This window comes from Kitasatospora phosalacinea, from assembly GCF_030268885.1.
In the GTDB taxonomy this organism is placed as follows: domain Bacteria; phylum Actinomycetota; class Actinomycetes; order Streptomycetales; family Streptomycetaceae; genus Kitasatospora; species Kitasatospora phosalacinea_C.
Genome location: NZ_BSSA01000008.1, coordinates 1 through 23,121 on the forward strand (window position 1 = coordinate 1; position 23,121 = coordinate 23,121).

Below are 23,121 nucleotides of genomic sequence, written 5' to 3' on the forward strand. Positions count from 1 at the left end.
ACATCATGCGATGCCTCAAGCGCTTCGTCGCCCGCGAGATCTACCGCGCCCTCACCAGGACACCGACAACCCAACGCATCAACCAGACCGACCTCGCTCCTGCAGCTTGACGTCCATAGGAGCATCCCGGGGCCCGTCAGGGGCCCGGGGAACGGCGGGCTCGAGGCTGCCGGCGGTGCACTGCCGGTGCGTGCGGTGGCTTCGGGTTCTGTCACTGCGGCCCGAAGCAGCACGGACCTCCGGTGGGCTCCGGCCACCAGCAGCACGGACTCGCCGTTCCCCGAGCCCCTGACGGGGCCACCGCCGTTCTTCCCGAGCCCCTGACGGCGCGTCCCGCCGTTCTCCCCGGGCCGCTAGATGCGTGGCCCCAGGACCGAGAAGCGCCCGCCCTCCGCGTCGGCGAGGCGGGCCACCCGGCCGTAGGGGGAGTCGGCGGGGCCGTCGAGGACGCGGCCGCCGAGGGCGGCGGCGTGCCGGGCGGCGGCGTCGGCGTCGGGGACGGAGAAGAAGACCTCCCAGTGCGGGGCGAGGTCCCGCGCGGCGCGCAGCGCGGCGACGCTGTGGTCCTCGGAGCGCAGCACGACCCGCTCGTGCTCGTAGCGGACCTCGAACCGGGCCGGGTCGCGCTCGTCCCAGCGGAACACCTCGCCGTAGAAGAGCGCCGCGGCGAACGGGTCGGCGGTGCGCAGTTCGATCCAGGCGGGGGCGCCGGGCTCGGCGCTCCAGGGGGCGTCGCCGGGCCGCGGGTCGGCGGGTTCGCCCTCCCAGATGCCGAAGGTCGCGCCGAAGGGGTCGGCGGCCAGCGCGACCCGGCCCGCGTCGAAGGAGAGCGGGCCGACGGCGAGGGTGCCGCCGCGTTCGCGGACGCCGTCGGCGGCGCGGTCGGCGCTCTCGATGCCGAAGTAGGTGGTCCAGGCGACGGGGCGTTCCCAGTCGGTGCCGAGCCTGCTCAGCCCGGCGACCTCGACGCCGTCGACGACCGCGCGCAGGTACGGGCCCCAGCGGTCCGGTCCGGGGATGAACTCCCAGCCCAGCAGCGGCCCGTAGAAGCCCTGCGCGGCCGCGAGGTCGCGCGCTGTCAGGCCGACCCAGCACGGCACCGCGGGCACGCAGCGCACCGTGGCCGTTCGTTCCACCATCCCGCGGGCTCCCTTCGACGTTCCGCCGACCGGAAGGGCCGGACCCGCCCAGCCTAGGTGGAGGGCGCCGCCGGAGGGTGGTGCGCCTCGCGGGCGAATCCGGTCCGGGGCGGGTCGCGGACCGGCGCGGGTCCCCCGGTCGGACGTGTGGCGGTGCCAAGGTCGGGCAGGACGGCGCACAAGGGGACGCCGCTGTGGGAAGGACGTGTGGGCATGGACACCGGGATCGTGATCGTCGGGGCGGGCCTGGCCGGGGCGAAGGCTGCCGAAGCGCTGCGCGCGGAGGGCTACCGGGGGCCGGTCACCCTGGTCGGGGACGAGGCCGAGCGGCCGTACGAGCGGCCCCCGCTGTCCAAGGGGTACCTGCTGGGCAAGGAGGAGAAGGAGAAGGTCTACGTCCACCCGGCCGACTGGTACGCGCAGCACGAGGTGACGCTGCGGCTGGGCACCGCGGCCACCGCCGTCGACCCGGCCGGGCACACCGTCACGCTGGAGGGCGGCGAGCGGCTGCCGTTCTCGAAGCTGCTGCTGGCGACCGGTTCGGCGCCGCGCACGCTGCCGGTGCCGGGCGGCGACGGCGACTTCGTGCGGACGCTGCGGCGGCTCGGCGACAGCGAGCAGTTGCGGGCCGCGTTCCGCCCCGGCGCCCGGGTGGTGATCGTCGGCGCGGGCTGGATCGGCCTGGAGGCGGCAGCCGCGGCCCGCACGGCGGGGGCGGAGGTGACGGTGCTGGAGGCGGCCGAGCTGCCGCTGCTGCGGGTGCTGGGCCCGGAGGTCGCCCGGGTGTTCGCGGACCTGCACCGGGCGCACGGCGTCGACCTGCGCCTCGGGGTGGAGGTCGAGGAGCTGCGGGCGGACGGCGTGCGGCTGGGCGACGGCAGCACCGTCCCAGCGGACGTGCTGCTGGTCGGCGTCGGCATCGCGCCGAACACGGCGCTGGCCGAGCACGCGGGCCTGACGGTCGACAACGGCGTGCGCACCGACCAGCACCTGGCCACCTCGCACCCCGACGTGTTCGCGGCGGGCGACGTGGCGAACGCCTTCCACCCGCTGTTCGGCAAGCCGATCCGGGTCGAGCACTGGGCGAACGCGCTCAACCAGCCCGCGGTGGCCGCCGCCTCGATGCTCGGCAAGGCCGCCGTGTACGACCGCGTCCCGTACTTTTTCACCGACCAGTACGACCTGGGCATGGAGTACACCGGTTACGCGGAGCCCGGCGGCTACGACCGGGTGGTGTTCCGGGGCGACGTCGCCGGGCGGGAGTTCCTCGCGTTCTGGCTGTCCGGCGGGAAGGTGCTGGCCGGGATGAACGTCAACGTCTGGGACGTCACCGACCCGATCCGCGAGCTGGTCCGCTCCGGGCGCGCGGTGGACCCGGAGCGGTTGGCCGACCCGGCGGTGCCGCTGGACGAGCTCTGACGGCCGCCGCGGGGGCGGTCAGGTCACGTCGCGCCACATCAGCGGGGCCAGCGGGTCCCCGGTGGGGCGGGTCATCTCGTCGTGGGCCTTGGTGAGCAGCTGCATGGCGAGGTCGTTGAGGGCGCGGGCCCCGGCGACCTCCTCGCCGACCCGCAGCTGCGGGCTGTCGCCGTGGCGCCGGGTCGCGCTGCCGTGCCCGCGCAGTTCCGTGCCGTCGGCGAGGCGGACCAGCGCGGCGGCCCTGGTGCGGTCGCCGTCCTCCTGGAACTCCATCTCGACGTGCCATCCGACCAGTGTCCTCGTCATGGCCGCCACCTCCCGGGTGCGTGCAGGGTGTCGGGACCGGTCCGGTCCTTCCAGGGTGCGACGCCCGGGCCGGGGCGGCGAGGCGGGGCCGGTCAGCAGCGGTCGAGGCCGGTCCGTTCCACGTCGATCGGCGCCTCCCCGACGTGTTCCCCGGGGGTCTCCTCGCCGGTCTCCGGCTCGTCGCACTCCTCGCGGCCGGTGCCGGTGTGCACCACGCGCACCGGGTGGTGGGGGTCGTCCTCGTGGACGACCTGCTGCGGACGGCCGCAGCGCGGGCAGAGCAGGGGCATCCGGTTCATCAGCGCTGTCCACGCGCCCCGCGGCGGGCAGCGCCCCGGGCCCGCGTGGCCTCCTCACTGCTTCCAGTGTGCCGCGGCCGCCGCGGGGACGGGCACGGTGACCAGCACCGTCGTCCCGGAGCGGACCTCGAACCGGGCGATCGCCGCCGGGGGCAGCCCGCTGCCGCCCCCGGTGCGCAGCCCGGTGGTGGCGCCGTAGCCGGTCGGCGGGACGGCCCAGGTCGCGACGGTCTGCCGGGTGCCGTCGGTGCCGACGGCCACCAGTTCGCAGGTCTGCGGTCCCGGGACGTGGCCCAGGTCGAGGGTGATCCGGCTGCCCCGGGCGACGGGGTCGACGCCGACCGTGGCGGACACCCCGGTGGCCGGGTCGGTGGCGCTGAACTGCTGCGCGACGGACGCGACCTGACTGCCCTGCAGGACCGCCCAGGTGACCGCGGGCCCGCCCAGCGCGAGGATCGCCGCGACGGCCGCCAGCACCAGCCGCCGCACCCGGGCCCGCCGCCGCTCGGCGGCCACCCGGCCGAGCAGCCGCTGCTCGCCCGCGGGCTCCGCGGGTTCCGGGAGCTGCGGGGGCGCGTCCGCGGCGAGTTCGGCGAGCAGCGCGGTGGTCGGGGCGAGTTCGGCGGCCTCGGCGGTGCAGCGCGGGCAGTGCGCGAGGTGCGCGGCGAAGCGGGCGGCCCGGTCGGGTTCGAGCACGCCGAGCAGGTGGGCGCCGAGGTCCGCGTGCGGGTCCTCGTACGGCTCCTCGTACGGCTCCTCGTGCCGGTTCTCGGGGGTGGTCATGGGGTCGCGCCCCGTTCCTCCAGGGCGAGCCGCAGGGCCCGCAGGGCGTAGTGCAGCCGGGATCGGACGGTGCCGGGCGGGACGCCGAGGACGACGGCGGCCTCGGTCGCGGTGCGGCCGCGCAGGTAGGTCTCGGTGATCGCGGCGCGGTGCGCGGCGGACAGCGAGCCGAGCGCGTCGGTGAGCGTCATCAGCCGGAGCGCGCGGTCGAGTTCGTCCTCGGCGGCGGCCGCGTCCGGGTGCCGGTCGAGCGCGCTCTCGGGCACTTCGCGGGGGCGGGCGCGGGCGCTGCGGCGGCCGTCGATGACGATCCGGCGGGCGACGGTGGCCAGCCAGGGCCGCAGGCTGCCGTTCCCCGGGTCGAGCCGGTCGAGGTGCCGCCAGGCCCGCACCAGGGTCTCCTGGACGACGTCCTCGGCCCGCTGCCGGTCGCCGCCGACCAGGTGCAGCACCATGCCGTACAGCGGCCCGGCGTGCTCCCGGTACAGCGCGCGCATCAGCCGGTCCTCGGCGGCGGGGGTCGCGGTGCGGCGGGGGCCGGTGGGGCGCGCGGGGTCGGCCACGGCGCCATCCTCGCGCGCGGGGCGCGGGGCGGCGATCGGGCACGGCGGACGCGGCGGGCGGGGGGCGCGGGGCGGGCGCGGGCCCTCAAGTCCGGTGCGGCCGGTGTCGATAACCGTGGCGGGGGTGCGGCCCGGGCGCCCGCGCCGCACCCCCTGCTCCGCTCCGCCGTCCACGCCCCGGCCCGTCCGTGCGTCCGTCGCTCAGTAGCCGCCGGACGGCATGCCGGGCGTGCCGCCGTTGACCGGCATCGCCTTGCCGCCGCTCGGGGTGGCCGCGAACCAGGTGCCGTCCACGCCCTGGCCCTTGGTGTCGCCGGGCTTGGTGTCGGGCGCGTACCGGTACAACGGCCAGCCGTCGAGCGTGAGTTGGTGGCTGCCGTCGGGGCGGGTGACGGTGGAGACCAGCTTGCCGTCGATGCCCTTCAGGTCGGCGCTGCCGCTGCCGTTCGCGAGTTCGGGCGGCCACAGGGTGGCGCAGGCGTCGGTGCAGTGCGAGGCCGAGGGGTGGTCGGTGTCCCGGTCGAAGCGGTACAGGGTGTGCCCCTGGCCGTCGGTGACCAGGGTGCCGAGGGTCGGGTCGTGCGCGGTCATCAGGGTGCCCTGGCTCTGTGCGGGGTTGCCGGTGCGGCCCGCCGAGGTGCTGCTGCTGCCGCTGCCGCCGCTGCTCCCGCAGCCGGCGACCAGGGCCGCGGAGGCGAGGGCCCCGGCGGCGAGCAGGGTGAGGCGGCGGCCGCGGGGGGCCGTCCGGCCGGTGGTGGTCATCGGAGTGCTCCCGTCCGGGAGGGTGCCGTCCGGCCCCGGTTGGACCGGTTCGTCCGGGGGTACGTACGGCGGGGCCCGGGTGTTCACCGCCCGCGCCGCCGGAATAGTTCCGCAGGTGGCGGGGTTGTGCCGGGCGAAGGGCCCGACCGGCGGGGCCGGAGCTGCGAGAGGCAGGTGGCGATGATGAGCACGGTGGAATTGACCAAGGACAACTTCGACGAGGTGGTCCAGGGCGAGGACGGCAAGGCGTTCGTCCTGATCGACTTCTGGGCGGCCTGGTGCGGTCCCTGCCGCCAGTTCGCGCCGGTCTTCGAGCGGGCGTCCGACAAGCACCCGGACATCACCTTCGCGAAGGTCGACACCGAGGCCCAGCAGGAGCTCGCCGCGGCGTTCGACATCCGGTCGATTCCGACCCTGGCGATCATCCGCGAGGGCGTCCTGGTCTTCGCCCAGCCCGGTGCGCTCCCCGAAGCGACGCTGGAGGACTTGATCGGCCAGGCCCGGAAGCTCGACATGGCCGAGGTCCACGCGGGCGTGGCCGCCCAGAAGGCCGCCCAGAACTGACCCGGTCCCGCCCCGCGGCGGGACGTGGCGCGGGGCGCCCGGAGGAACGACTCCTCCGGGCGCCCCGCTCTTACCGCATCACGGAATCTCCACCTTGACTCCGTTGATGACGAGGGAGTCCGTCCATCCGATCTGCATCGCCGTTCCCTGGACAACTCCACCCACCAGGTTGTGGTTGTACCCCGGCGAGAACCTGGACCCGATTCCCGAAACTTGAACGACCAAGCCGTCGACGTTCCCGGAGTAGTGGTTCGCGCCCTCCGCCTCGGCTCCGTTGGCGATGTTGTGACGGCCGAACTGGATCAGCGCGCCCTGGACGTCTCCGGTGACGCGTGCGCCGTCGGTCATCACGACGGAACCGGTCACGTTCCCTTTGAGGACCCCTCCACGGACCAGGATGGTTCCGCTGAGGTTTCCCGTGAACTCCTGCCCGGGCCCGATGACGGTGTCGTACGTCCATTTCCGCCCGGCGGGCGCACCGCCCCCCGGCTGCGACGGGGTGGTTCCGGTGGAGGGCCCGCCTCCGGGCGGATCGGTTTTCGGAACCGTGGACACTCCGCCGCCGGGACCGCTGCCGGTCCCGGTTCCCGGAGGGGTGGGATCGGTCGTGGTCGGGGGCTTGGCCGGTTCGGGGGTTTTGGGGGTGGTGACGGGTTCGTCGCTCTTGAACAACCGCTTGAACCAACTGAGGGCACCGCCGCCCTCCTCGATCGCCGCCTTGGCGCCCCTGACGGCCCGCCAGCCCCACTGGGCGGCCTTGACCGCAGTGACCCCGTCGAAGAACAGGCCGACGACGTCACCGCCGATGCGACCGGCCTTGTAGGTCTTGGAGTTGGTGTCGGCGCCGGAGAGGTGGGCGAGCGGTTTGTCGTCTATCGTCCCGGTGTGCCCGAGATGGATGTAGGGGCCTCCGTAGCTGCTGAAGAACGTGCTGCTGCTGTTGATGCCGTCGGCGAAGGAGTTCCAGCCCGCGGAGAGGCCGTTGACGACGAACTGGGCGATCGGTCCGATGATCGAGTCGAGGGCGCCGACCACGACGGTGCCGACCTGGTTGGCCTTGCTGTGGATCCAGCTCCAGATGCTCAGGCCGCTGGGGTCGCTGAAGGTGACGGGGTTGTCGCCGGAGTAGGTGTAGCCGCCCATCTGGTTGGGGTCGCCGGTCTGGAAGAGCGGGTCGGGTGACAGGAAGCGGCCGAGGGCGGGGTCGTACTGGCGGGCGCCGAGCAGGTCGAGTCCGCTGGTGGTGTCCTGTGGTTTGCCGAGGTAGCCGTGGTTGTCGGCCCAGGTGGAGGGGGTGGTGCCGCGCGGGTTGCCGTACGGGTCGTAGGCGCGGCGGGTGACGGCGAGCGTGGTGGCGTCCACCTGGAGCTGCGCGGTGCCCTGGGTCCCGCCCGGCTGGTAGGTGATCGTGCCGTTGCCGGAGCGGACGGTGGTGGTGCCGTCGGGGGCGCGGTAGTAGCGCCGGCCGGTGACCGGGTGCGTCGAGGAGACGTTGTCGACGGTCAGTTGTTCGGCGCCGCCGAACAGGTAGAGCGTGCTGGTGGCCGGTCCGCGTTGGAGCAGCAGGTTGCCGTCCGCGTCGTAGAGGTAGGTGGCGGTCTTCCCGTCGGTGGTGACGGCCTTGGTGCGGCCCTCCTCGTCGTAGTCGATGGTCTGCGAGGTGCTCCTGCTGCCCGTGGTCGTCCGGGACTTCGTGTTGCCCGCGGTGTCGTACTGCGGGGTCTGGGTGTAGGTGCCGGTGGTGGGGTTGGCGGTGGTGGTGCTGCTGACCGCGTTCGGCGTGGCGGTGGCGGTGGTGCCGTTGCCGGGGAACACCGAGGTCTGGGTGGTGTTCCTGGCCGCGTTGCCGGTCACGTCGTGGGTGACCTGCTGGGTGCGGTCGCCGAGCCGGTCGTACTGCCAGTCCTGCCAGTACGGTGCCGGGCCTCCGACGGTCGAGGCGGTCGGGTTGGCCGTGGCGCAGTTGCCGGTCTGGCCGGCGGTCACCGCGGTGAGGCCCTTGGTGTCGGTCCAGGCGGTGGTCAGCCGGTCCTGTGCGTCGTACCGGTAGCACTGGGTGTCGGTGGTGCGGTCGGTGCCGCCGGAGGACTGCACGTCGCTGACCGCGGTCGGGTTGCCCGCCTGGTCGTAGGTGTAGGTGGTGTTGGAGATCGGGTTGGCGGTGTTGCTCTGCAGGGTGACCTTGTTGGTGGCGAGCCGGCCGGTCGCGGCGTCCCAGGTCTGGGCGGTCCGCAGTTGCTTGGTCAGGTCGTCGCCGACGGTGGTCTGCAGGGTCTGGCCGAGCGGGCTGTAGACCGTGCCGGCCAGGTAGGTGGTGGTCTGCGAGCCCGCGCCGGTGAGGCCGCCCTGCTTGTTGTAGCCGTAGCCGACGGTCTCGGCGGGCAGGCCGCCCTCGTTGCCGAAGGCGGTGGAGGCCAGCAGTCCGACGTTGGTGGTGTAGGAGCTGGTGACGCTGTAGGTGCCGGCCAGTCTCCCTTCCACCGCGGGGATCACGGTGGTGACGCCGGTGGGCTGGTAGGCGTTGTTGTAGGAGTCGATCCGGTTGACGTAGGCGCTGCCGTTCTTGCCGCCGTCGTACCGGGTGGAGGCGTCGGGCAGGCCCTTGAACGTGCCGTCGTAGGTCCACTCGGCGAGCAGTTTGCTGCTGTCGGTGGTCGAGGTGCCGGAGTACTCACCGGTGCGTCGGCTCAGCGTGTCGTAGGTGTAGCTGACGACCTGCCCGCGCGGGTCGGTGCTGGTCGCGACGCGGCCCATGCTGTCGTAGGTGGTGATCGACGTTCCGGTGTCGGGATCGGTCCGGGAGGACTGTCGGCCGCGGAAGTCGTAGGAGTAGCTCCAGGTGTTGCCCGCGGTGTCCTTGACGGTGTCCAGGCCGCCGCGGGCGTTGTAGGTGTAGGTGGTCGTGACGTCGTTGGGTGCCGCCCTGTTCGCTGTGTTCGTGCTCCACAGCGCGGTGTTCGCCGCGTCGAAGGCCACGACGTTCGCGTCGCCCTGGACCTTGAGGTAGCCCCCGGTGTGACCGCCGGTGCCCGCGGACCACAGCTTGGCGGTCCTGGCGGCGTTCCACACCGTGAAGTCGCCGTCGGCCTCCACGGACGCGAAGGCGCCGGGGTTGCCGCCGGTGTTGGAGGACCACAGGGTGGTTCCGCCGTTCAGGGCGGTCAGCACCAGGTTCCCGTCGGCCCGCATCTCCAGGCGGGTGCTCCTCGACAGGACGGAGGAGCCCGAGGGGACGACCGTACCGGAGGTCAGCTTCTGGTCGGGCGTGGTGTCGCGCACCACCCTGGAGGTGGTCCGTCCCAGGGCGTCGGTGTAGGTGGTGGTGGCCTTGCCGCCGTTCGGCGGCGTCACGTCGACCTGGTCGGCCCCGTGGTAGGCGGTGGTGGTGGTCCAGAGCGTGCTCGCGCCCGAGACCAGGGTGCTGGTGGTCGGCCGGCCCGTGCCGTCGTACACGGTGCGGGTGACCGAGGGGCCGGTCCGGTTGTCCTCGACGAAGAGGGTGGTGCCCGGGGCGGTCGTGGTGTCCGCGTACGGTGCGATCGAGGAGACGGCCCAGCCGTGCGAGTCGTAGAACGTCGAGGTGGTCAGCCGCCCGACGGAGTTGTTGGCCGTGGTGGACTGCACCTGCCGGAGCTGCAGCATGCCGTCGTAGATCGACACCGAGACGCTGTAGGTCTGGTCCTCGCGCAGGGTCTCGGTGGTCACCGTGGACGGGTCCGGGTTGGCCCCGGCGCCGTGCACGGCGTAGGTGAACCTGCTGTCCGGCGTCTGGGTTGCCTTGTCGCGGCCGGGGTTCCACACCGCGGTGCGGCGGCCGAGCGCGTCGTAGCTGCTGTCGGTGACCTTCCCGTTGGCGTCGACCGAGTGGACGGTCAGGCCGCGGCCCACCGCCGCCGTGCTGGAGGACGTCCAACCCAGCGGATTGGTGGTGGAGACCGTGGTGGGCGGCGTACCGGTGGCCGGGCTGTAGGTCAGGGTGGTGACCGCCCCGGCCGCGTCCACGTTCTTCACGGGCCTCCCGTAGCCGTCGTAGCCGACGGCGCCGAGGGTCTGGAAGACCGGGTGGTTCGACGCGTCGTAGGAGGTGGCGGCCTGCGAGGCGGTCGGGTACCCGAAGGTGGTGCCGTTCTGCCCGATGACCCCGTAGCTGCCCGGGGCCGTGACGTCGGCCGGGCCGTCGTAGAAGACCCGCTTCTGCGACAGCACGGTGCTGGAGGTGGCCGCGGTGCCGCACGGTCCGGCGATGCTGATCGTCTCGCTGGGGTAGGCGAGCATCATCGGGTTGCCGGCCGGGGCGGGGGCGTAGGAGGTGGTGGTGCAGGACTCCTGGGAGGGGACGCTGACGTCGCCCTGGTCGTCGACCTGGGTGACCCGGCCCAGGCTGTCGTAGCTGATCTTCGCCTTGGTGGTTCGCCAGGTCGTGCCGTCGGACAGCAGCGACATCGTTCGGGAGGACGTCGAGTCCATCCGGCGGACCGTCAGGTCGGGCAGGACGGACAGCTGGGCCGGGGCCGGGTCGGCCGAGGTCCAGGCGGTCCGGGCCCGGCTGGTGGTGAGGGTTCCGGCGGGCTCGTCGACCAGGGTCCTGCTGGTGACCGTGCCGCCGGCCCGGTCGTAGACCGCGCTCTCCTGTGCGAGACCGACCAACCAGGGGCTGTCGGTGATCTGCTCGCCCAGTGAGTCGGACAGCTTCACGCTGCGCGTGCTGCCGTCCGCCTTGCGGTCGCCGTCCATGCCCTGCAGGTAGGAGACGCTGCTCTGGGTGATCGGGTCCGGCGCGGCACCCGTCGTCGTGGTCACCGTGCGGTAGCCGCGGAACTCGTCCCAGGTGCGGTACTTGTCGTCGGTGAGGTCGGAGTCGTCGCGGTGCCAGGCGGCGCCGCCGCCGTAGGTGTAGTTGGTCACGTGGGCCGGTGACCCGGCCTTGGTCAGGTCGCTGGCGCTGATCTGGGAGACCAGCGTCTTGTGGAACCAGTCGGAGATCGGCTCCTTGGCGCCGGGGGTGTTCCACCACACCGGGTAGCACGCCATGGTGTTGGAGTCCGCGGACGCCGGCATGGTGTGGTTGAGCCGCGAGCACTCCGGCGCCCGGTAGGTCACCGCGACCGACTCGCCGGTCTCCGTCTGGACGCTGGAGATGCGCGGGTGGAAGAGCGGGGGCGCGGCGGGCGTCAGCCCGTCGACCCGGTTGTCGATCTCGATGCCCGTGAAGGTGATCGGGTCGAGGGCGAGCGGGCCGCTGCCGCCGGCGGTGGTGTCCTTGCCGGTGTGCTTGACGGACTGCAGCCACATCACGGCCTGCAGCGCGCCCGCGGACTGCGCGTTCTGGGTCTTGCCGGTGACCGGGTCGTAGGTGCCGCCGGCATCGGAGAACACCTGGGTCAGCGCGTAGGAGTCGACGTCCTTCCAGCCGGAGGCGTCCCGGACCGCGGTGTCGATCGACGTGAGCCGGTAGGTGGACCAGAAGGTCGGCGAGCCGACCAGGCAGACGTCGCTGCCCGTCCCGGAGGTCTTGGCCGTGGAGGGGCAGTTCAGGTCGTACGGGGTGTCCGGCCAGTTCGCAGCCGTCGCGCCGGACAGGTTGGACGCCTGGCAGGTGGTGTCGGAGACCACGCAGCGCTGCGCGGAGTTGAAGACCACCTTCGCCGACGGTTCGCGCCCGGCGATCTCGTCGGCCAGCTTGTAGCCGTAGGAGATCTGGGTCGGGCGGCCGCCGCGGGTGTACTGGGTCAGCGTCCCGCCGCCGCCGGAGGCGGCGACCTGGCCGAAGCCCATGTTGTAGTAGTTCGTCTCGGTCGCCCAGTCGTAGCGCTGGACGTTGCCGTTCGGGTCGACCACGAAGTCGAGGTTGAACCGGTAGCCGACCTGCTGGGCGCACTGCGACGTGTCGCCCTTGGCCGAGTCGTAGCACGGGTCGCCGGACTTGGGGTGGTAGACCGGCACGCCCCAGGCGCTGTTGGTGGCGCTGTCGGAGGTGGTGCCCGGTGCGTGGTTCAGGCCGAGGTAGTAGGCGGTGCCGTCGGTCGTGGTGACCTTGAAGTACTCGCCCTGCCAGAGCCCGTTGCTCGCACCGGTCAGCCGCTCGATCCTGGTGCCGTCCTCGGACTGGAGGTGGTACTGCCCGGCGGCGTCCCGGACGAGTTCACCGGTGTGCGGGCCCAGCGAGATGGTGGCGTTCCAACCCGCCCAGCACGAGTCCGCGGAGTCCTTGATGCCGTCGCTGCCGCACGGGCGGTAGGAGCGCTCGATGTAGCCGGGGTTGTAGTCCCAGCCGTCACCGATCATCGAGGACTGCGAGTTGCGGGCCGACGTCTCGCCGTCGACCGCCTGCGAGTCGTAGGACAACGACACGCCGGGCGCCGCGCCGGACAGCGCGGAGGGGGTGTCGATCGGGTACGCGTAGCTGAAGGCGCCCGAGGCCGTTCCCGACCACGAGCCCGAGGCCGACAGCGAGGTCGCCGTGTAGGAGCCCTGCGAGCCGCCGGTGTCGGCCACCGCCGCCACCGCCGTCCCGGAGTCCGCCACCGTCAGCGACATCGGTGCCGCGAACGCGCTCTTCGCGGTGACGGAGGAACCGGAGTCGGCGGCCAGGTCGACGGTGCCCGAAATGCGCTGGGAGACCGGGTCGTTGATGTACTCGACCGGAGTCTGCCTGCGGCACTCGGCCACCTGGGGGGTGGTCAGCGCGCAGCCCGGCATGGCGACGAGCTTCAGGCGCGAGGCCCAGCCGCCGCCGTACGCCTGCGCGATGGCGCTGTAGTCCAGCGAGACCGACACCCCGCCGCCGCCCTGCTTGCCGTCGGCCCGCGAGAGGCCGACCAGCAGGCCGTCGACGTTGGCCGCACGCGCCTGGTCGTGGTCCGCGACCCGCACGTCGACCGACGTCACCGGGTCGGCGGCCGGGGCCTGCGGCGGGTTGCCGCGCGCCGCGGCCGGGCGGTCCGCGGCGGCGACCTCGACCGGCGACGAACCCGCCTTCAGCGGTGCGGCGGCCGGTGGGCCTCCCTTCCCGCCCGCGAGGCCGAGGTCGACCCTGGTTTTCGATCCGGTCGGCCATTCCGGCCGCTTCACCGTGTACTGCGCCAACTCCCGCGATCCCGGCGGCGGGGATGCGGAGTTCAATTTTCCGGAAGCGTCGGCGGCGTGCCCGGACACCTTGGGAAGGTCGGGCAGCGGATCGGCCGGCCACACCTTCCCCCGATAGTGGAACGGACCGACTATTTCTTCTGCCACCGCTATGGGCGCGAGCAAGGAAAAAGCCGTGGCAGTCGCGACCGCGACCACCACGGCCCTCGTGGATCCCCTTCTCCGCACCCGCAAGCCCGCAAGCAGGCGAAATCCCGTCTGCACCCGACAAACCCCCCAGTTCAGCCCTCTTGCCTCGAAATCGAGGGGAATTATCCGCTCGACCGCAAGGAAGAGTATTGCCACGGAATTTGGGGGGCAATACTCTTCTCCGCCGGGGGCGAATCAGTTCCGGCACCGCAAACCGCACAATCGGGCCGGACGATACGGACATTCAGTTCGCGTGGCACACACACCAGGCGCCCTCTCGCCGTCCGGCGGCAGATGAGCAGCCAGGGATCGCCGGAATTTTTTATCCATATTTTACCGAGCGAAGGAATGTGTCATGTCCGCTGCCGATCGACGGCAGAGTCCCCCCCTCACCCCCGGGCGACGCCTGGGCCTGGTCCTCGCGATCGCGGGCACCGTGGTCAGCCTGTCGGGTCCTGCGTTCGCCGACGGCCCACCGGGACGGCCCGGCCCCGGCAACACGACGTCGCCGACCGGAATCGCACCGCCCCCTCCCGACGGCGGCGGCCCCGTCGCGGTCGCCCGGAACAGGGCGAAGAAGGACGGAAAGCCTGTCACGGTCGACGAGCTGACCACCGGAACCAGCCTGACCGTCGCCAACCCGGACGGCACGCTCACCCGGACCGACCACCTGCAGCCGGTCCGGGTCAAGAAGGACGGCGGCTGGGCCCGGGTGGACGCCTCGCTCACCCGGAACGCGGACGGTTCGTGGTCGCCGAGGGCCACCCCCTCCGGGGTCCGGCTGTCCGGCGGTGGCAGCGGCCCGCTGGCCACCTTCACCGACGCCGAGGGTCGCAGCATGTCGCTCACGCTGCCGTTCGCCCTGCCGACGCCCGCGGTCACCGGCGACGGAGCCCTGTACCCGGCTGTCCTGCCGGGCGTCGACCTCAAGGTCACGGTCACCGACCAGGGCGCGTTCCGCGAGGTGCTCGTCGTCCACGACGCCGCGGCGGCCGCGAACCCCGCGCTGAAGTCGCTCCGGCTGGCCACCGCCACGCACGGATTGACCACCCGCACCGACCAGGACGGCAACCTCACCGCCGAGGACGCGGACGGGACCGCCGTCTTCACCGCCCCGACCCCCGTCATGTGGGACTCGGCGACCGCGCCCGCAACGGCTCCGGACACGCACCGGGACCCGACCACCGACCGGAGACCGGCAGCCACCGACCACGCGGTGGTCGATCCCACCGACCGTGCCGCCTCCTCCGCCGCCGGCCCGGGCCGCGGCGCCCGGCTGACCGCGTTGAAGGTCTCCTCGGACGCGTCGGGCATCACCCTGACACCGGACCAGGCGCAGCTCGACAGCCCTGACACGGTATGGCCCCTGTACATCGATCCGTACGTCAACCCCGCCACCGGCGGCACCAACCACTTCACCGAGGTCAAGAAGGGCTGCCCGAGCCAGCAGCTCTACGACAACGGCCAGGACAACGGCGAAGGCACCGGCTACCAGCAGTACTGGAGCGACTGCTACGGCCTGTACCGCGCCTTCTACGAGTTCAACATCGGCAACCTGGACTCGCGGACGGTGGTCTCCAAGTCCACGCTCTACTTCACCGAGACGCACGGCGGCGACGCGAACTGCAGCCACACCCTGCCGGTCACGCTGAAACTCACCGGTGCGATCAACCGCGACACCCTCTGGCCCGGGCCGGGCGTCGTGTCGACCATCGGCACCCAGACGCCCAAGAGCGCCAACGCGTACGCCGGCTGCGGCAACCAGCCGGTCAACTTCGACGTCACCGGGGTCGTCTCGCAGTACCGGACGAACGGGAACCTGACCTTCGGCCTGTACGGCAACGAGTCCGAGACCGTCTCCAACTACGGCTTCATGCGGTTCGCACTGAACCCGTACCTGGAGACGGTCTTCGACGTGGCCCCGAACACCCCGGACCAGCTCGGCACCACGCCGACCACCTCCAACGGCTGCGGCGGCGGCTGGATCGGCAACACCGGTTCCACCGGCGGCAAGTCGAACATCACCCTGAACGCCCGCCTGAGCACCGACATGCAGGGCGTCAACCTGTGGGCCCAGTACCACGTGTGGGACAACATGGTGAACAACGGCGGCGCCCCGGCGGACGCCGGTTGGCCCGCCAGCAGCTGGGTCGCCAACGGTTCCACCGTGTACACCAACGTCGGCGGCCAGGTCAGCGACGGCCACACCTACGGCTGGAACGTCTCGGCGCAGGACGGCACCCTCGGCAGCTCCGGCTCGCCGTACTGCTACTTCAGCGTGGACCTGACCCCACCCGGCGTCCCGACCGTCGCACCGTCAGCGGTCTTCCCTGAACTGGGTGGCACCGCTGCGCCGACCGGGCACGCCGGTGACGCCGCCACCGTCAAGGTGACGGCCAACGACCCGACACCGGGCGGCTGCACCCTGGCCGCCTGCATCAGCAGCGGCATCGCCCGCTTCGAGTACTCCATGGACTCGAACATCCCGGGCAACGGCGCGCTCTCCAAGCCCGCCGTGCAGAGCGGCGGCGGCACCGCGACCGCCGACATCCCGATCGGCGTCAACGCCACCCAGTGGGGCACCCACACCCTGTTCGTCCGCGCCGTCGACGCGGCCGGCAACACCCAGGGCACCGTCGCCCAGTACGCCTTCTTCGCGCCCTGGAACCCGACGGCGAAGGTCGGCGCGGGCGACCTGGACACCGACGGCGTCCCGGACCTCGCGGCCGTCGGCATCAACGGCAGCCTCTACCTGCTGCACGGCAACAGCGACCCGGCCGCGACGCCCGAGGAAGCCTCCACCAGGGCCACCAGCCCGGACGGCACCAGCTGGAACAACTACCTGGTCACCCACCGGGGTTCGGCCACCGCCACGGTCGACGACCTGTTCGCGTTCCAGAAGAGCACCCACCAGCTGTACCTGTACCGGAACGACGCCCTCTCGGGCGGCACCCCCGGCCACTTCTCCGACCCGGCGAACGCGTACCCGGTCAACAACTCCTCCGGCTGCCCGGCGAGCGGGTCCGACGGCACCTGGAACAACGTCAGTCAGATCCTCGCGGTCGGCAAGCTCTCCGGTTACGCCTCGGCGCCGGACCTGGTCACGGTCGACAACAAGGAGCTCTGGTACTACCCGGGCACCAAGCAGGCCGGCTGCTTCCTGGCCGCCGGCGTGAAGATCGGCACCGGCGACTGGTCGAACACCACCCTGCTGGCGCCCGGAACGGTCAACGGCGTTCCCACCCTGTGGGTCCGCGACGACGTGACCGGGGCGGTCAGCAGCTTCCCGCTCGCCTTCGACGCGGCCCACCAGCCCACCACCCGGATCACCGCGCCGACCCGCTCCCCGCTGGTCACCGGTGTCCTGGACGGCTCGGGCAAGAACCTGTGCCTGGACATCGACAACTCCGGCACCGACAACGGCACCCCGGCCCAGGTGTACACCTGCAACGGCAGCGACGCCCAGAACGCCGCCCTCGGCACCGACGGCAGCGTCCACCTGCTCGGCAAGTGCCTTGACGCGGCCGGCACCGGGAACGGCACCGCGGTCCAGCTGTGGGACTGCAACAACTCACCTGCGCAGAAGTGGGTGCCCGGCCCGTTCGCCGGTACGCTGCTCAACCCCAACTCCGGCCGCTGCCTGGCCGACCCGGCCGCCTCGAACTCCCTGAAGACCCAGCTGATCCTGTGGGACTGCCTCACCGACCACCCGGAGCAGGTCTGGGCCGCCACCACCCCCGGCAAGGCGCTGCCCGCCGCCCAGCCCGTGCTGCCGATCGGGACCGGCAGCCGGCTCGCACCCGCCGTCGCCTCGCCCGGCGACGTCGACGGCGACGGCTACCCCGACCTGTACGCGACCTCCGGCAGCGGCACGATCACCCGGCTCCCCGGTGCGGTCACGCCCGCCGCGCAGGCCGCCGACAGGTGGAAGCTGGCCGACACCACCGACAGCGTCCGCAGCAACGACCTGACCCTGCACGGCGGCGCCTCCCTCGGCACCGACGGCTCCCGCGGCGTCCTCAACGGCAACGCCACCGACGGCTACGCCGACAGCGCCGCCCCCAGCCTCGACACCGGCAAGAGCTTCACCGTCTCCGCCTGGGTCAAGCTCAACAGCCTGGCCGCCGACTCCACCTTCGTCTCCCAGTCCGGCACGCACACCAGCGGGTTCACCCTCTCCTACTCCGCCTCCGCCCGCGCCTTCGCCTTCGGCAAGACCCGCAGCGACGACGACACCGGCAGCTCCACCACCGCCTACGGCCCCTCCACCGGCGCCACCGCGCCCGCGGTCGGCACCTGGTACCACCTCACCGGCGTCTACGACACCGCCGCCAACCAGGTCACCCTCTACGTCAACGGCACCCCGGCCTCCACCGCCACCTACGGCGGCGGGACCTGGAACGCCACCGGCCCCCTGGAGATCGGTCGGCGCCTCTTCAAGAGCGGCTACGGCGAGTACCTCGCCGGATCCGTCAGCGACGTCCAGACCCACGGCGCGGCCCTGACGCCCGCGTCGGTCGGCGCGCTCGCCACCGGCACCGCCCAGTTCGGCACCCCGGTCCCCCTCGGAAGCGTCCACACCCCCACCGACCGGTGGCGGCTGTCCGACACCACCGACGACATCCGGGCGAGCAACAACCTGACCGCCGCGGCTTCGACCTCGTTCGTCCCCGACACCGGCCGCAACACCAAGGTGCTCTCCCTGCCGGGCACCTCCGACGCCCTGGTGTCCACCCCGGGCAAGGTCGTCGACACCACCAGGAGCTACTCGGTGTCGGCCTGGGCCTACCTGACGAACACCACCAGCTGGTCGACGGTCGTCGCCCAGTCGGCGGCCGGTACCAGCAGCTTCTACCTGCAGTACAGCAAGACGTACAACGCCTGGGCGTTCGTCGCGCCGGGGGACGACTCCACGAGCCCGGCCACGTGGTACGCGGCGTACGCCAAGACCCCGCCGCTGCCCAACACCTGGACCCACCTGGTGGCCACCTACGACGCGAGCAGCCAGACCATGTCCCTCTACGTGGACGGCAGGCTTGCCGCCACCGCCACCGACCCGACCCCGCTGGCCTCCACCGGGCCCCTGACCATCGGCTCCGCCAAGACCGGTGACTACTTCCCCGGCCGGATCAGCGACGTCCAGACCTGGAACTCCGCCTTGCCCCCGGCCGCCGTCACCGCCCTCAACACCAACCAGCCGGTCCTGACCCGGCTCAGCTGACCCGACCGGTCACGGTCGAGGCCCCCGACCGCGGGAGTGGTCGGGGGCCTCTCCGCATCGGCGTCACCAGGGACGCCGTCACTGTCAGTCCAGGGCTGCGGTCATCTCCCACTGGAGGAGTTCGGCGCCCTCGGGGCCCGCGGTGACGCGCTGGCCCTCGGCGGTGGTGATGCGCAGGGCGTCGCCCTGGTGGAGGAGGCCGGCGCCTTCGACGGCGGCCTCGCCGCGGGCGACGTAGAGGTGGACGAAGGGGGCGGTGGCGAGTTCGAGCGTCTCGTCGGGGCGCAGGCGGGCGACGTGCAGGGCGGCGTGCTTCTGCCGGATGCCGATGGCGCGCTGGTCGGCGTGCTTGCCCATGCCGGAGGCGAGGGTGGTCCAACCGCCCCGGGAGAGCTGGTCGTTGATGTCGAGCTGCTCGTAGCCGGGGGCGATGCCCGCGGTGTCGGGGACGGTCCACATCTGGATGAAGCGGACCGGGTCCCGGTGGGCGGGCTCGCCGGTGAGCGTCCAGGAGTCGTTCTTCTCGCTGTGCAGGATGCCGCTGCCCGCGCTCATCCGCTGGGCCAGGCCCGGGTAGATGACGCCGTTGTGGCCCTCGGAGTCCTGGTGGACGAGGCCGCCGTCGAGCACCCAGGTGATGATCTCCATGTCCCGGTGGGGGTGGGTGTCGAAGCCGGTGCCGGGGGCGACGGTGTCGTCGTTGGAGACCAGCAGCAGGCCGAAGTGGGTGTTGGCCGGGTCCCAGTGGCGGGAGAAGGAGAAGGAGTGCTTGGAGTCCAGCCAGCCGGCCCGGGTGTGGAAGCGCTGGTCGGCGCGGCGCAGGTCGATCGTGGATGCCATCGGGTCCTCCTCCGGACGGGGCGGGCACGGCGGCCGGGCCACCGCGTTGTTGAATCATAAACCATCTGGTGGATGCGGGCATTCCCCGCCCGCACGGCGCGCTGGCGTGCGGCTGTCAGTGGCCCGGAGCACACTGCTGCGGGACCGAGCACGACCGAGTCTCCGGATGGGTCCGACGATGAACGACGCACGTGACGCCCGTGGTTTCCTGCTGGCCGTCGGCACGAAGAAGGGCCTGTTCCTGGGCCGCAGTTCGGACCGCGAGAAGTGGGAGTTCAGCGGCCCGCACTTCCCGATGAACGGGGTCTACGCGGTCGGCATCGACCGCCGCGGCGGCCGCACCCGGCTGCTGGTCGGGGCCGACAGCAGCCACTGGGGCCCCTCGGTGTGGTGGTCGGACGACCTGGGCGGGAGCTGGCAGGAGCCCGCGCAGCCCGCCGTCCGCTTCCCGGAGCGGACGGGCGCCTCGCTGGAGCGGGTGTGGCAGCTGCAGCCCGCCGGGGACGAGGCCCCCGGGGTGGTGTACGCGGGCACCGAGCCCGCCGCGCTGTTCCGCTCCACCGACGGCGGCGAGAGCTTCGCCCTGGTCGACGCCCTGTGGGACCACCCGCAGCGCGAGCAGTGGGGCGCGGGCTACGGCGGCCAGGGCATGCACACGGTCCTCACCGACCCGCGCGACCCGGACGCGCTGCTGGTCGCGGTCTCCTCCGGCGGCGCGTACCGGACCGCCGACGGCGGGCTGAGCTGGCGCCCGTCCAACACCGGCGTCCGCACCGACTTCCTGCCCGACCGCTACCCCGAGTTCGGCCAGTGCGTGCACAAGATCGCCCGGGACGCGGGCGACCCCGACCGCCTGTACCTGCAGAACCACGGCGGGGTCTACCGCAGCGACGACGCCGGGCGGACGTGGAAGTCGATCGCCGGCGACCTGCCCGCCGACTTCGGCTTCGGCGTCGCCGCGCACCCGCACACCTCCGGCACCGCGTACCTGTTCCCGCTGGAGGCCGACTACGCCCGGCTGCCCGTCGACCGCCGCTGCCGGGTCTTCCGCACCACCGACGCGGGCGAGACCTGGCAGCCGCTGGACACCGGCCTGCCCACCGGGGAGCACTACGGCGTGGTGCTGCGCGACGCCCTGTGCACGGACGACGCCGACCCGGCGGGCGTCTACTTCGGCAACCGCAACGGCGAGGTCTACGGCTCCCCCGACGGCGGCGAGCACTGGTCCCTGCTCACCTCCCACCTGCCGGACGTGCTGTGCGTGCGGGCGGCGGCGCTCGGATAGGCCCCGGGAGCCCCGGGAGCCGGGGGCCTCAGGAGTCGGCGGCGCGCAGGCGGTCGCTGACGGTGCCGAGGCTCTCGGCGAGGGCGGCGAGCTGGGCCGGGGTGAGGACGTCGATCAGCGCCTCGCGGACGGCGGCGACGTGGCCCGGGGCGGCGGCGCGCAGCACCTCCCAACCGTGGTCGGTGATCTCGGCGAAGACGCCGCGGACGTCGCTGGGGCAGGAGCGGCGGGCCACCAGGCCCGCCTTCTCCAGTTGGGTGACCTGGTAGGTGAGGCCGCTCTTGGAGGTGATCAGGCGGTCGGCCAGGTCGGTCATCCGCAGCGAGCCGCCGGGGGCGGCGGAGAGCTGCACCAGGATCTCGTACTGGGTGTGGGAGAGCCCCGCGTCCTCCTTGAGCTGGCGTTCGAGGCGGCGGGCGACCAGGTTGGTGGCGGCGACGAACCCGCGCCAGGCGGCCATCTCGGTCTCGTTGAGCCAGCGGGGATCGTCCATGCCCCGCAGTCTACTCCGGTTGTTCAAATTCGAACTCGGGTGTACCTTCGACACTGCAAGGTTCAAATTTGAACTACAGGTCGGCAGCAGGAGGACGGACCCATGAGCACCCCCACCACCGAGCGCATGCCCGCTCTCTACCTCTCGCACGGCGCTCCCCCGCTCGCCGACGACCCCCTGTGGCCCGGCCAGCTCGCCGCCTGGTCCGCGGAGCTGCCCCGCCCCAAGGCGATCCTGATGGTCTCCGCGCACTGGGAGGAGGCCCCGCTGGCGATCGGCGCGGTCGACACCGTGCCGCTGGTGTACGACTTCTGGGGCTTCCCCGAGCACTACTACCAGGTCCGCTACGCCGCTCCCGGCGCCCCCGAACTCGCCGCCTCCGTCCGCAAGTTGCTGAACGCCCCGGGCACCCCCGTGCAGGACGTGCCGGACCGCGGGCTGGACCACGGCGCGTACGTCCCGCTGGTCGAGATGTACCCCGACGCGGACGTTCCCGTGCTGCAGGTCTCGCTGCCCACCCTGGACCCGCAGAGGCTGATGGAGATCGGCCGCAGGCTCGCCCCGCTGCGCGACGAGGGCGTGCTGATCGTCGGCTCCGGCTTCTTCACCCACAACCTGCGCGCCCTCTCCCCCGACGGCCGGGTCACCTCCGTGATGGCCGAGTTCGACGACTGGGGCCGCCGCGCGCTGGAGGCCCGCGACCTCGACGCCCTGCTCGACTTCGAGCACAAGGCCCCCGCCGGACGCCTCGCCCACCCCCGCACCGAGCACTTCGCCCCGCTCTTCGTCACCCTCGGCGCGGGCGAGGCCGACCTCGGCGCGCAGCGCAGCGTCATCGACGGCTTCTGGATGGGCCTGGCCAAGCGCTCCGTCCAGCTCGGCTGACGCCCCCGCCCCCACCCCCGCCCGCGGGGACCGTCCTTACACGCTCCTTCTCCGCCGTTCGGCAGAATGCGCCGGGGCGATCCGCGCGACGGAGGAGGAACGGGAAGAGATGGCGCAGACCGCGAGGACGGGCCGTCCGTTCCGGGCCAGGTACTGCCTGGCGGCGATGGCCGCGGGCTGGGCCTGCAGCTGGTTCGCGTTCCGGGCCGACGGGGACGTGCAGCGCCTGATCGGGCAGTGCCTGGACAGCCCCGGCCTCCCCGGGTACGCCCTGCTGCTGGCCTGGGCGGGCCCCCTGCTGAGCGCCGCCGCCGCCCTCCGGGCCGTCCGGCTCGCCGCCCTGACCCAGCGCGAGACCAGCCGCCCGATCAGCGCGGGCGGCTGCCTGCTGTTCGTGGCCCTGCCCGCCGCCCTCCTGCTCGGCGCCTTCCAGTACGCCGTCCTGCAGGACGCCCGCGGACACGACGGGCCGCAGCGCAGCCCCTGCGAAGGAGCCCCTCCCGCAGCGGGCTGGGCGGACCGCAACCTCCCCGACCGGCAGCGCGTCTGACCGGGGACGGGGTTCAGTAGGCGCAGGTGAAGCGTTCGCCGTGGTGGGCGGGGTGTTCCAGCTCGTCGACCAGGGCCACCGCGAGGTCCGCCAGCGAGAGGGCGGACAGGCCGTCCGGGGTGGTCACCAGGGCGTCGGTGGCGGAGCGGTAGGCGCCGGTGCGCTCGCCCGGGAGCAGGTTCTGCGGCGGGCTGAGCACCGTCCAGTCGAGGTCGCGGACCGTGCGCAGGTAGTCCAGGGCCCGGCCGTGCGCACGCATCAGCTCGAACTGGCGGGGCGTCACCGACGGGTCGTCCCACAGCGGGGCGCCCGAGGCGGTGAGGAGGCTGCCGGCGCTGCCGACCACCAGCAGGCGCGGCGCGGCGTCCGCGAGCCGCCGCAGCCCCGCGACCAGCGCGTGCGCGGCGGGCTCCACCAGGCGCCCCCGCCCCGGGCCGTCCCCGCCGCCCACCGCGCTCACCACCGCCTCCCGCCCCGCCGCGACCCGCGCCACGTCCGCCGGGTCCAGCACGTCACCGCGCTCCACGCTGATCGCCAGCCCCTGGTACTCCTCCGGCCGCCGCACCACCGCCGTCACCCGGTGCCCCCGCGCCAACGCCTCGGTCACCACGCATCGGCCGATCGCGCCGTTCGCCCCGATCACCGCGACCTGCATGCCACCAGCCCCGCTCTCCTCACCCGCGACCCTGACGTTTCATCAGACCATGTGAACGCACGGGGACACGGGAAGCCGCTAC

At 72.8% G+C, this 23,121-nt stretch carries 16 protein-coding genes; 6 read left to right on the top strand and 10 right to left on the bottom strand.

Annotation, left to right across the window (positions count from 1 at the left end; all coding sequences use genetic code 11):
* Positions 1-353: 353 nt before the first annotated feature.
* A complete protein-coding gene (locus QSK52_RS13835) occupies positions 354-1,139 on the bottom strand; it encodes a VOC family protein (protein ID WP_285736305.1) in 786 nt (261 codons plus the stop codon).
* Between the two features lie 213 nt (positions 1,140-1,352).
* On the opposite strand from QSK52_RS13835, the gene QSK52_RS13840 reads away from it, so the two are divergent.
* Positions 1,353-2,558 carry an NAD(P)/FAD-dependent oxidoreductase gene (locus tag QSK52_RS13840; protein WP_285736306.1) on the top strand — a complete coding sequence of 402 codons (1,206 nt, stop codon included), beginning with the start codon at positions 1,353-1,355 and terminating at the stop codon, positions 2,556-2,558.
* Between the two features lie 18 nt (positions 2,559-2,576).
* Here the strand turns inward: QSK52_RS13840 and QSK52_RS13845 are convergent, their stop codons facing one another.
* The 5 genes from QSK52_RS13845 to QSK52_RS13865 form a co-directional block, all read right to left on the bottom strand.
* Positions 2,577-2,864, bottom strand: coding sequence for a DUF1876 domain-containing protein (locus QSK52_RS13845; protein WP_285736307.1), 288 nt, complete (start codon positions 2,862-2,864; stop codon positions 2,577-2,579).
* Between the two features lie 92 nt (positions 2,865-2,956).
* Entirely contained in the window at positions 2,957-3,163 is a 207-nt protein-coding gene (locus QSK52_RS13850; protein ID WP_285736308.1) for a hypothetical protein, read from the bottom strand.
* A 54-nt stretch (positions 3,164-3,217) separates the two neighbouring features.
* Positions 3,218-3,946 (bottom strand): anti-sigma factor family protein, encoded by a 729-nt coding sequence (locus QSK52_RS13855; protein ID WP_285736309.1) that lies wholly within the window; start codon positions 3,944-3,946, stop codon positions 3,218-3,220.
* The gene (locus QSK52_RS13860; RefSeq protein ID WP_285736310.1) at positions 3,943-4,509 is read right to left on the bottom strand and encodes a sigma-70 family RNA polymerase sigma factor; all 567 of its coding nucleotides are present in this window, start codon (positions 4,507-4,509) and stop codon (positions 3,943-3,945) included. Before QSK52_RS13860 ends, QSK52_RS13855 begins: the two co-directional genes overlap by 4 nt.
* 201 nt (positions 4,510-4,710) lie before the next feature.
* Positions 4,711-5,271 (bottom strand): COG4315 family predicted lipoprotein, encoded by a 561-nt coding sequence (locus tag QSK52_RS13865; RefSeq protein WP_285736311.1) that lies wholly within the window; start codon positions 5,269-5,271, stop codon positions 4,711-4,713.
* 174 nt (positions 5,272-5,445) lie between these two features.
* Here QSK52_RS13865 and trxA point away from each other — a divergent pair, with 174 nt between their 5' ends.
* Positions 5,446-5,835, top strand: coding sequence for a thioredoxin (gene trxA / locus QSK52_RS13870; RefSeq protein WP_285736312.1), 390 nt, complete (start codon positions 5,446-5,448; stop codon positions 5,833-5,835).
* A gap of 78 nt (positions 5,836-5,913) precedes the next feature.
* Here trxA and QSK52_RS13875 read toward each other — a convergent pair whose 3' ends face one another.
* Complete coding sequence (locus QSK52_RS13875; protein WP_285736313.1) at positions 5,914-12,921, bottom strand: RHS repeat-associated core domain-containing protein; 7,008 nt, start codon at positions 12,919-12,921, stop codon at positions 5,914-5,916.
* Between the two features lie 544 nt (positions 12,922-13,465).
* Here QSK52_RS13875 and QSK52_RS13880 point away from each other — a divergent pair.
* Complete coding sequence (locus QSK52_RS13880) at positions 13,466-18,331, top strand: LamG-like jellyroll fold domain-containing protein (protein ID WP_285736314.1); 4,866 nt, start codon at positions 13,466-13,468, stop codon at positions 18,329-18,331.
* 84 nt (positions 18,332-18,415) lie between these two features.
* On the opposite strand, the gene QSK52_RS13885 is transcribed toward QSK52_RS13880, so the two are convergent.
* Complete coding sequence (locus QSK52_RS13885; RefSeq protein WP_285736315.1) at positions 18,416-19,171, bottom strand: pirin family protein; 756 nt, start codon at positions 19,169-19,171, stop codon at positions 18,416-18,418.
* A 178-nt stretch (positions 19,172-19,349) separates the two neighbouring features.
* Here QSK52_RS13885 and QSK52_RS13890 point away from each other — a divergent pair, with 178 nt between their 5' ends.
* Positions 19,350-20,456, top strand: a complete 1,107-nt coding sequence (locus tag QSK52_RS13890; RefSeq protein ID WP_285736316.1) for a WD40/YVTN/BNR-like repeat-containing protein — start codon at positions 19,350-19,352, stop codon at positions 20,454-20,456.
* A 28-nt stretch (positions 20,457-20,484) separates the two neighbouring features.
* Here QSK52_RS13890 and QSK52_RS13895 read toward each other — a convergent pair whose 3' ends face one another.
* On the bottom strand, positions 20,485-20,949 hold the full coding sequence (locus QSK52_RS13895; protein ID WP_285736317.1) for a MarR family winged helix-turn-helix transcriptional regulator: 465 nt from the start codon (positions 20,947-20,949) through the stop codon (positions 20,485-20,487).
* Between the two features lie 102 nt (positions 20,950-21,051).
* Here QSK52_RS13895 and QSK52_RS13900 point away from each other — a divergent pair, with 102 nt between their 5' ends.
* A complete protein-coding gene (locus QSK52_RS13900; RefSeq protein WP_285736318.1) occupies positions 21,052-21,834 on the top strand; it encodes a dioxygenase family protein in 783 nt (260 codons plus the stop codon).
* 109 nt (positions 21,835-21,943) lie between these two features.
* Positions 21,944-22,384 carry a hypothetical protein gene (locus QSK52_RS13905; RefSeq protein ID WP_285736319.1) on the top strand — a complete coding sequence of 147 codons (441 nt, stop codon included), beginning with the start codon at positions 21,944-21,946 and terminating at the stop codon, positions 22,382-22,384.
* 13 nt (positions 22,385-22,397) lie between these two features.
* Here the strand turns inward: QSK52_RS13905 and QSK52_RS13910 are convergent, their stop codons facing one another.
* The gene (locus tag QSK52_RS13910; RefSeq protein WP_285736320.1) at positions 22,398-23,039 is read right to left on the bottom strand and encodes an NAD(P)-dependent oxidoreductase; all 642 of its coding nucleotides are present in this window, start codon (positions 23,037-23,039) and stop codon (positions 22,398-22,400) included.
* Positions 23,040-23,121: the final 82 nt, after the last annotated feature.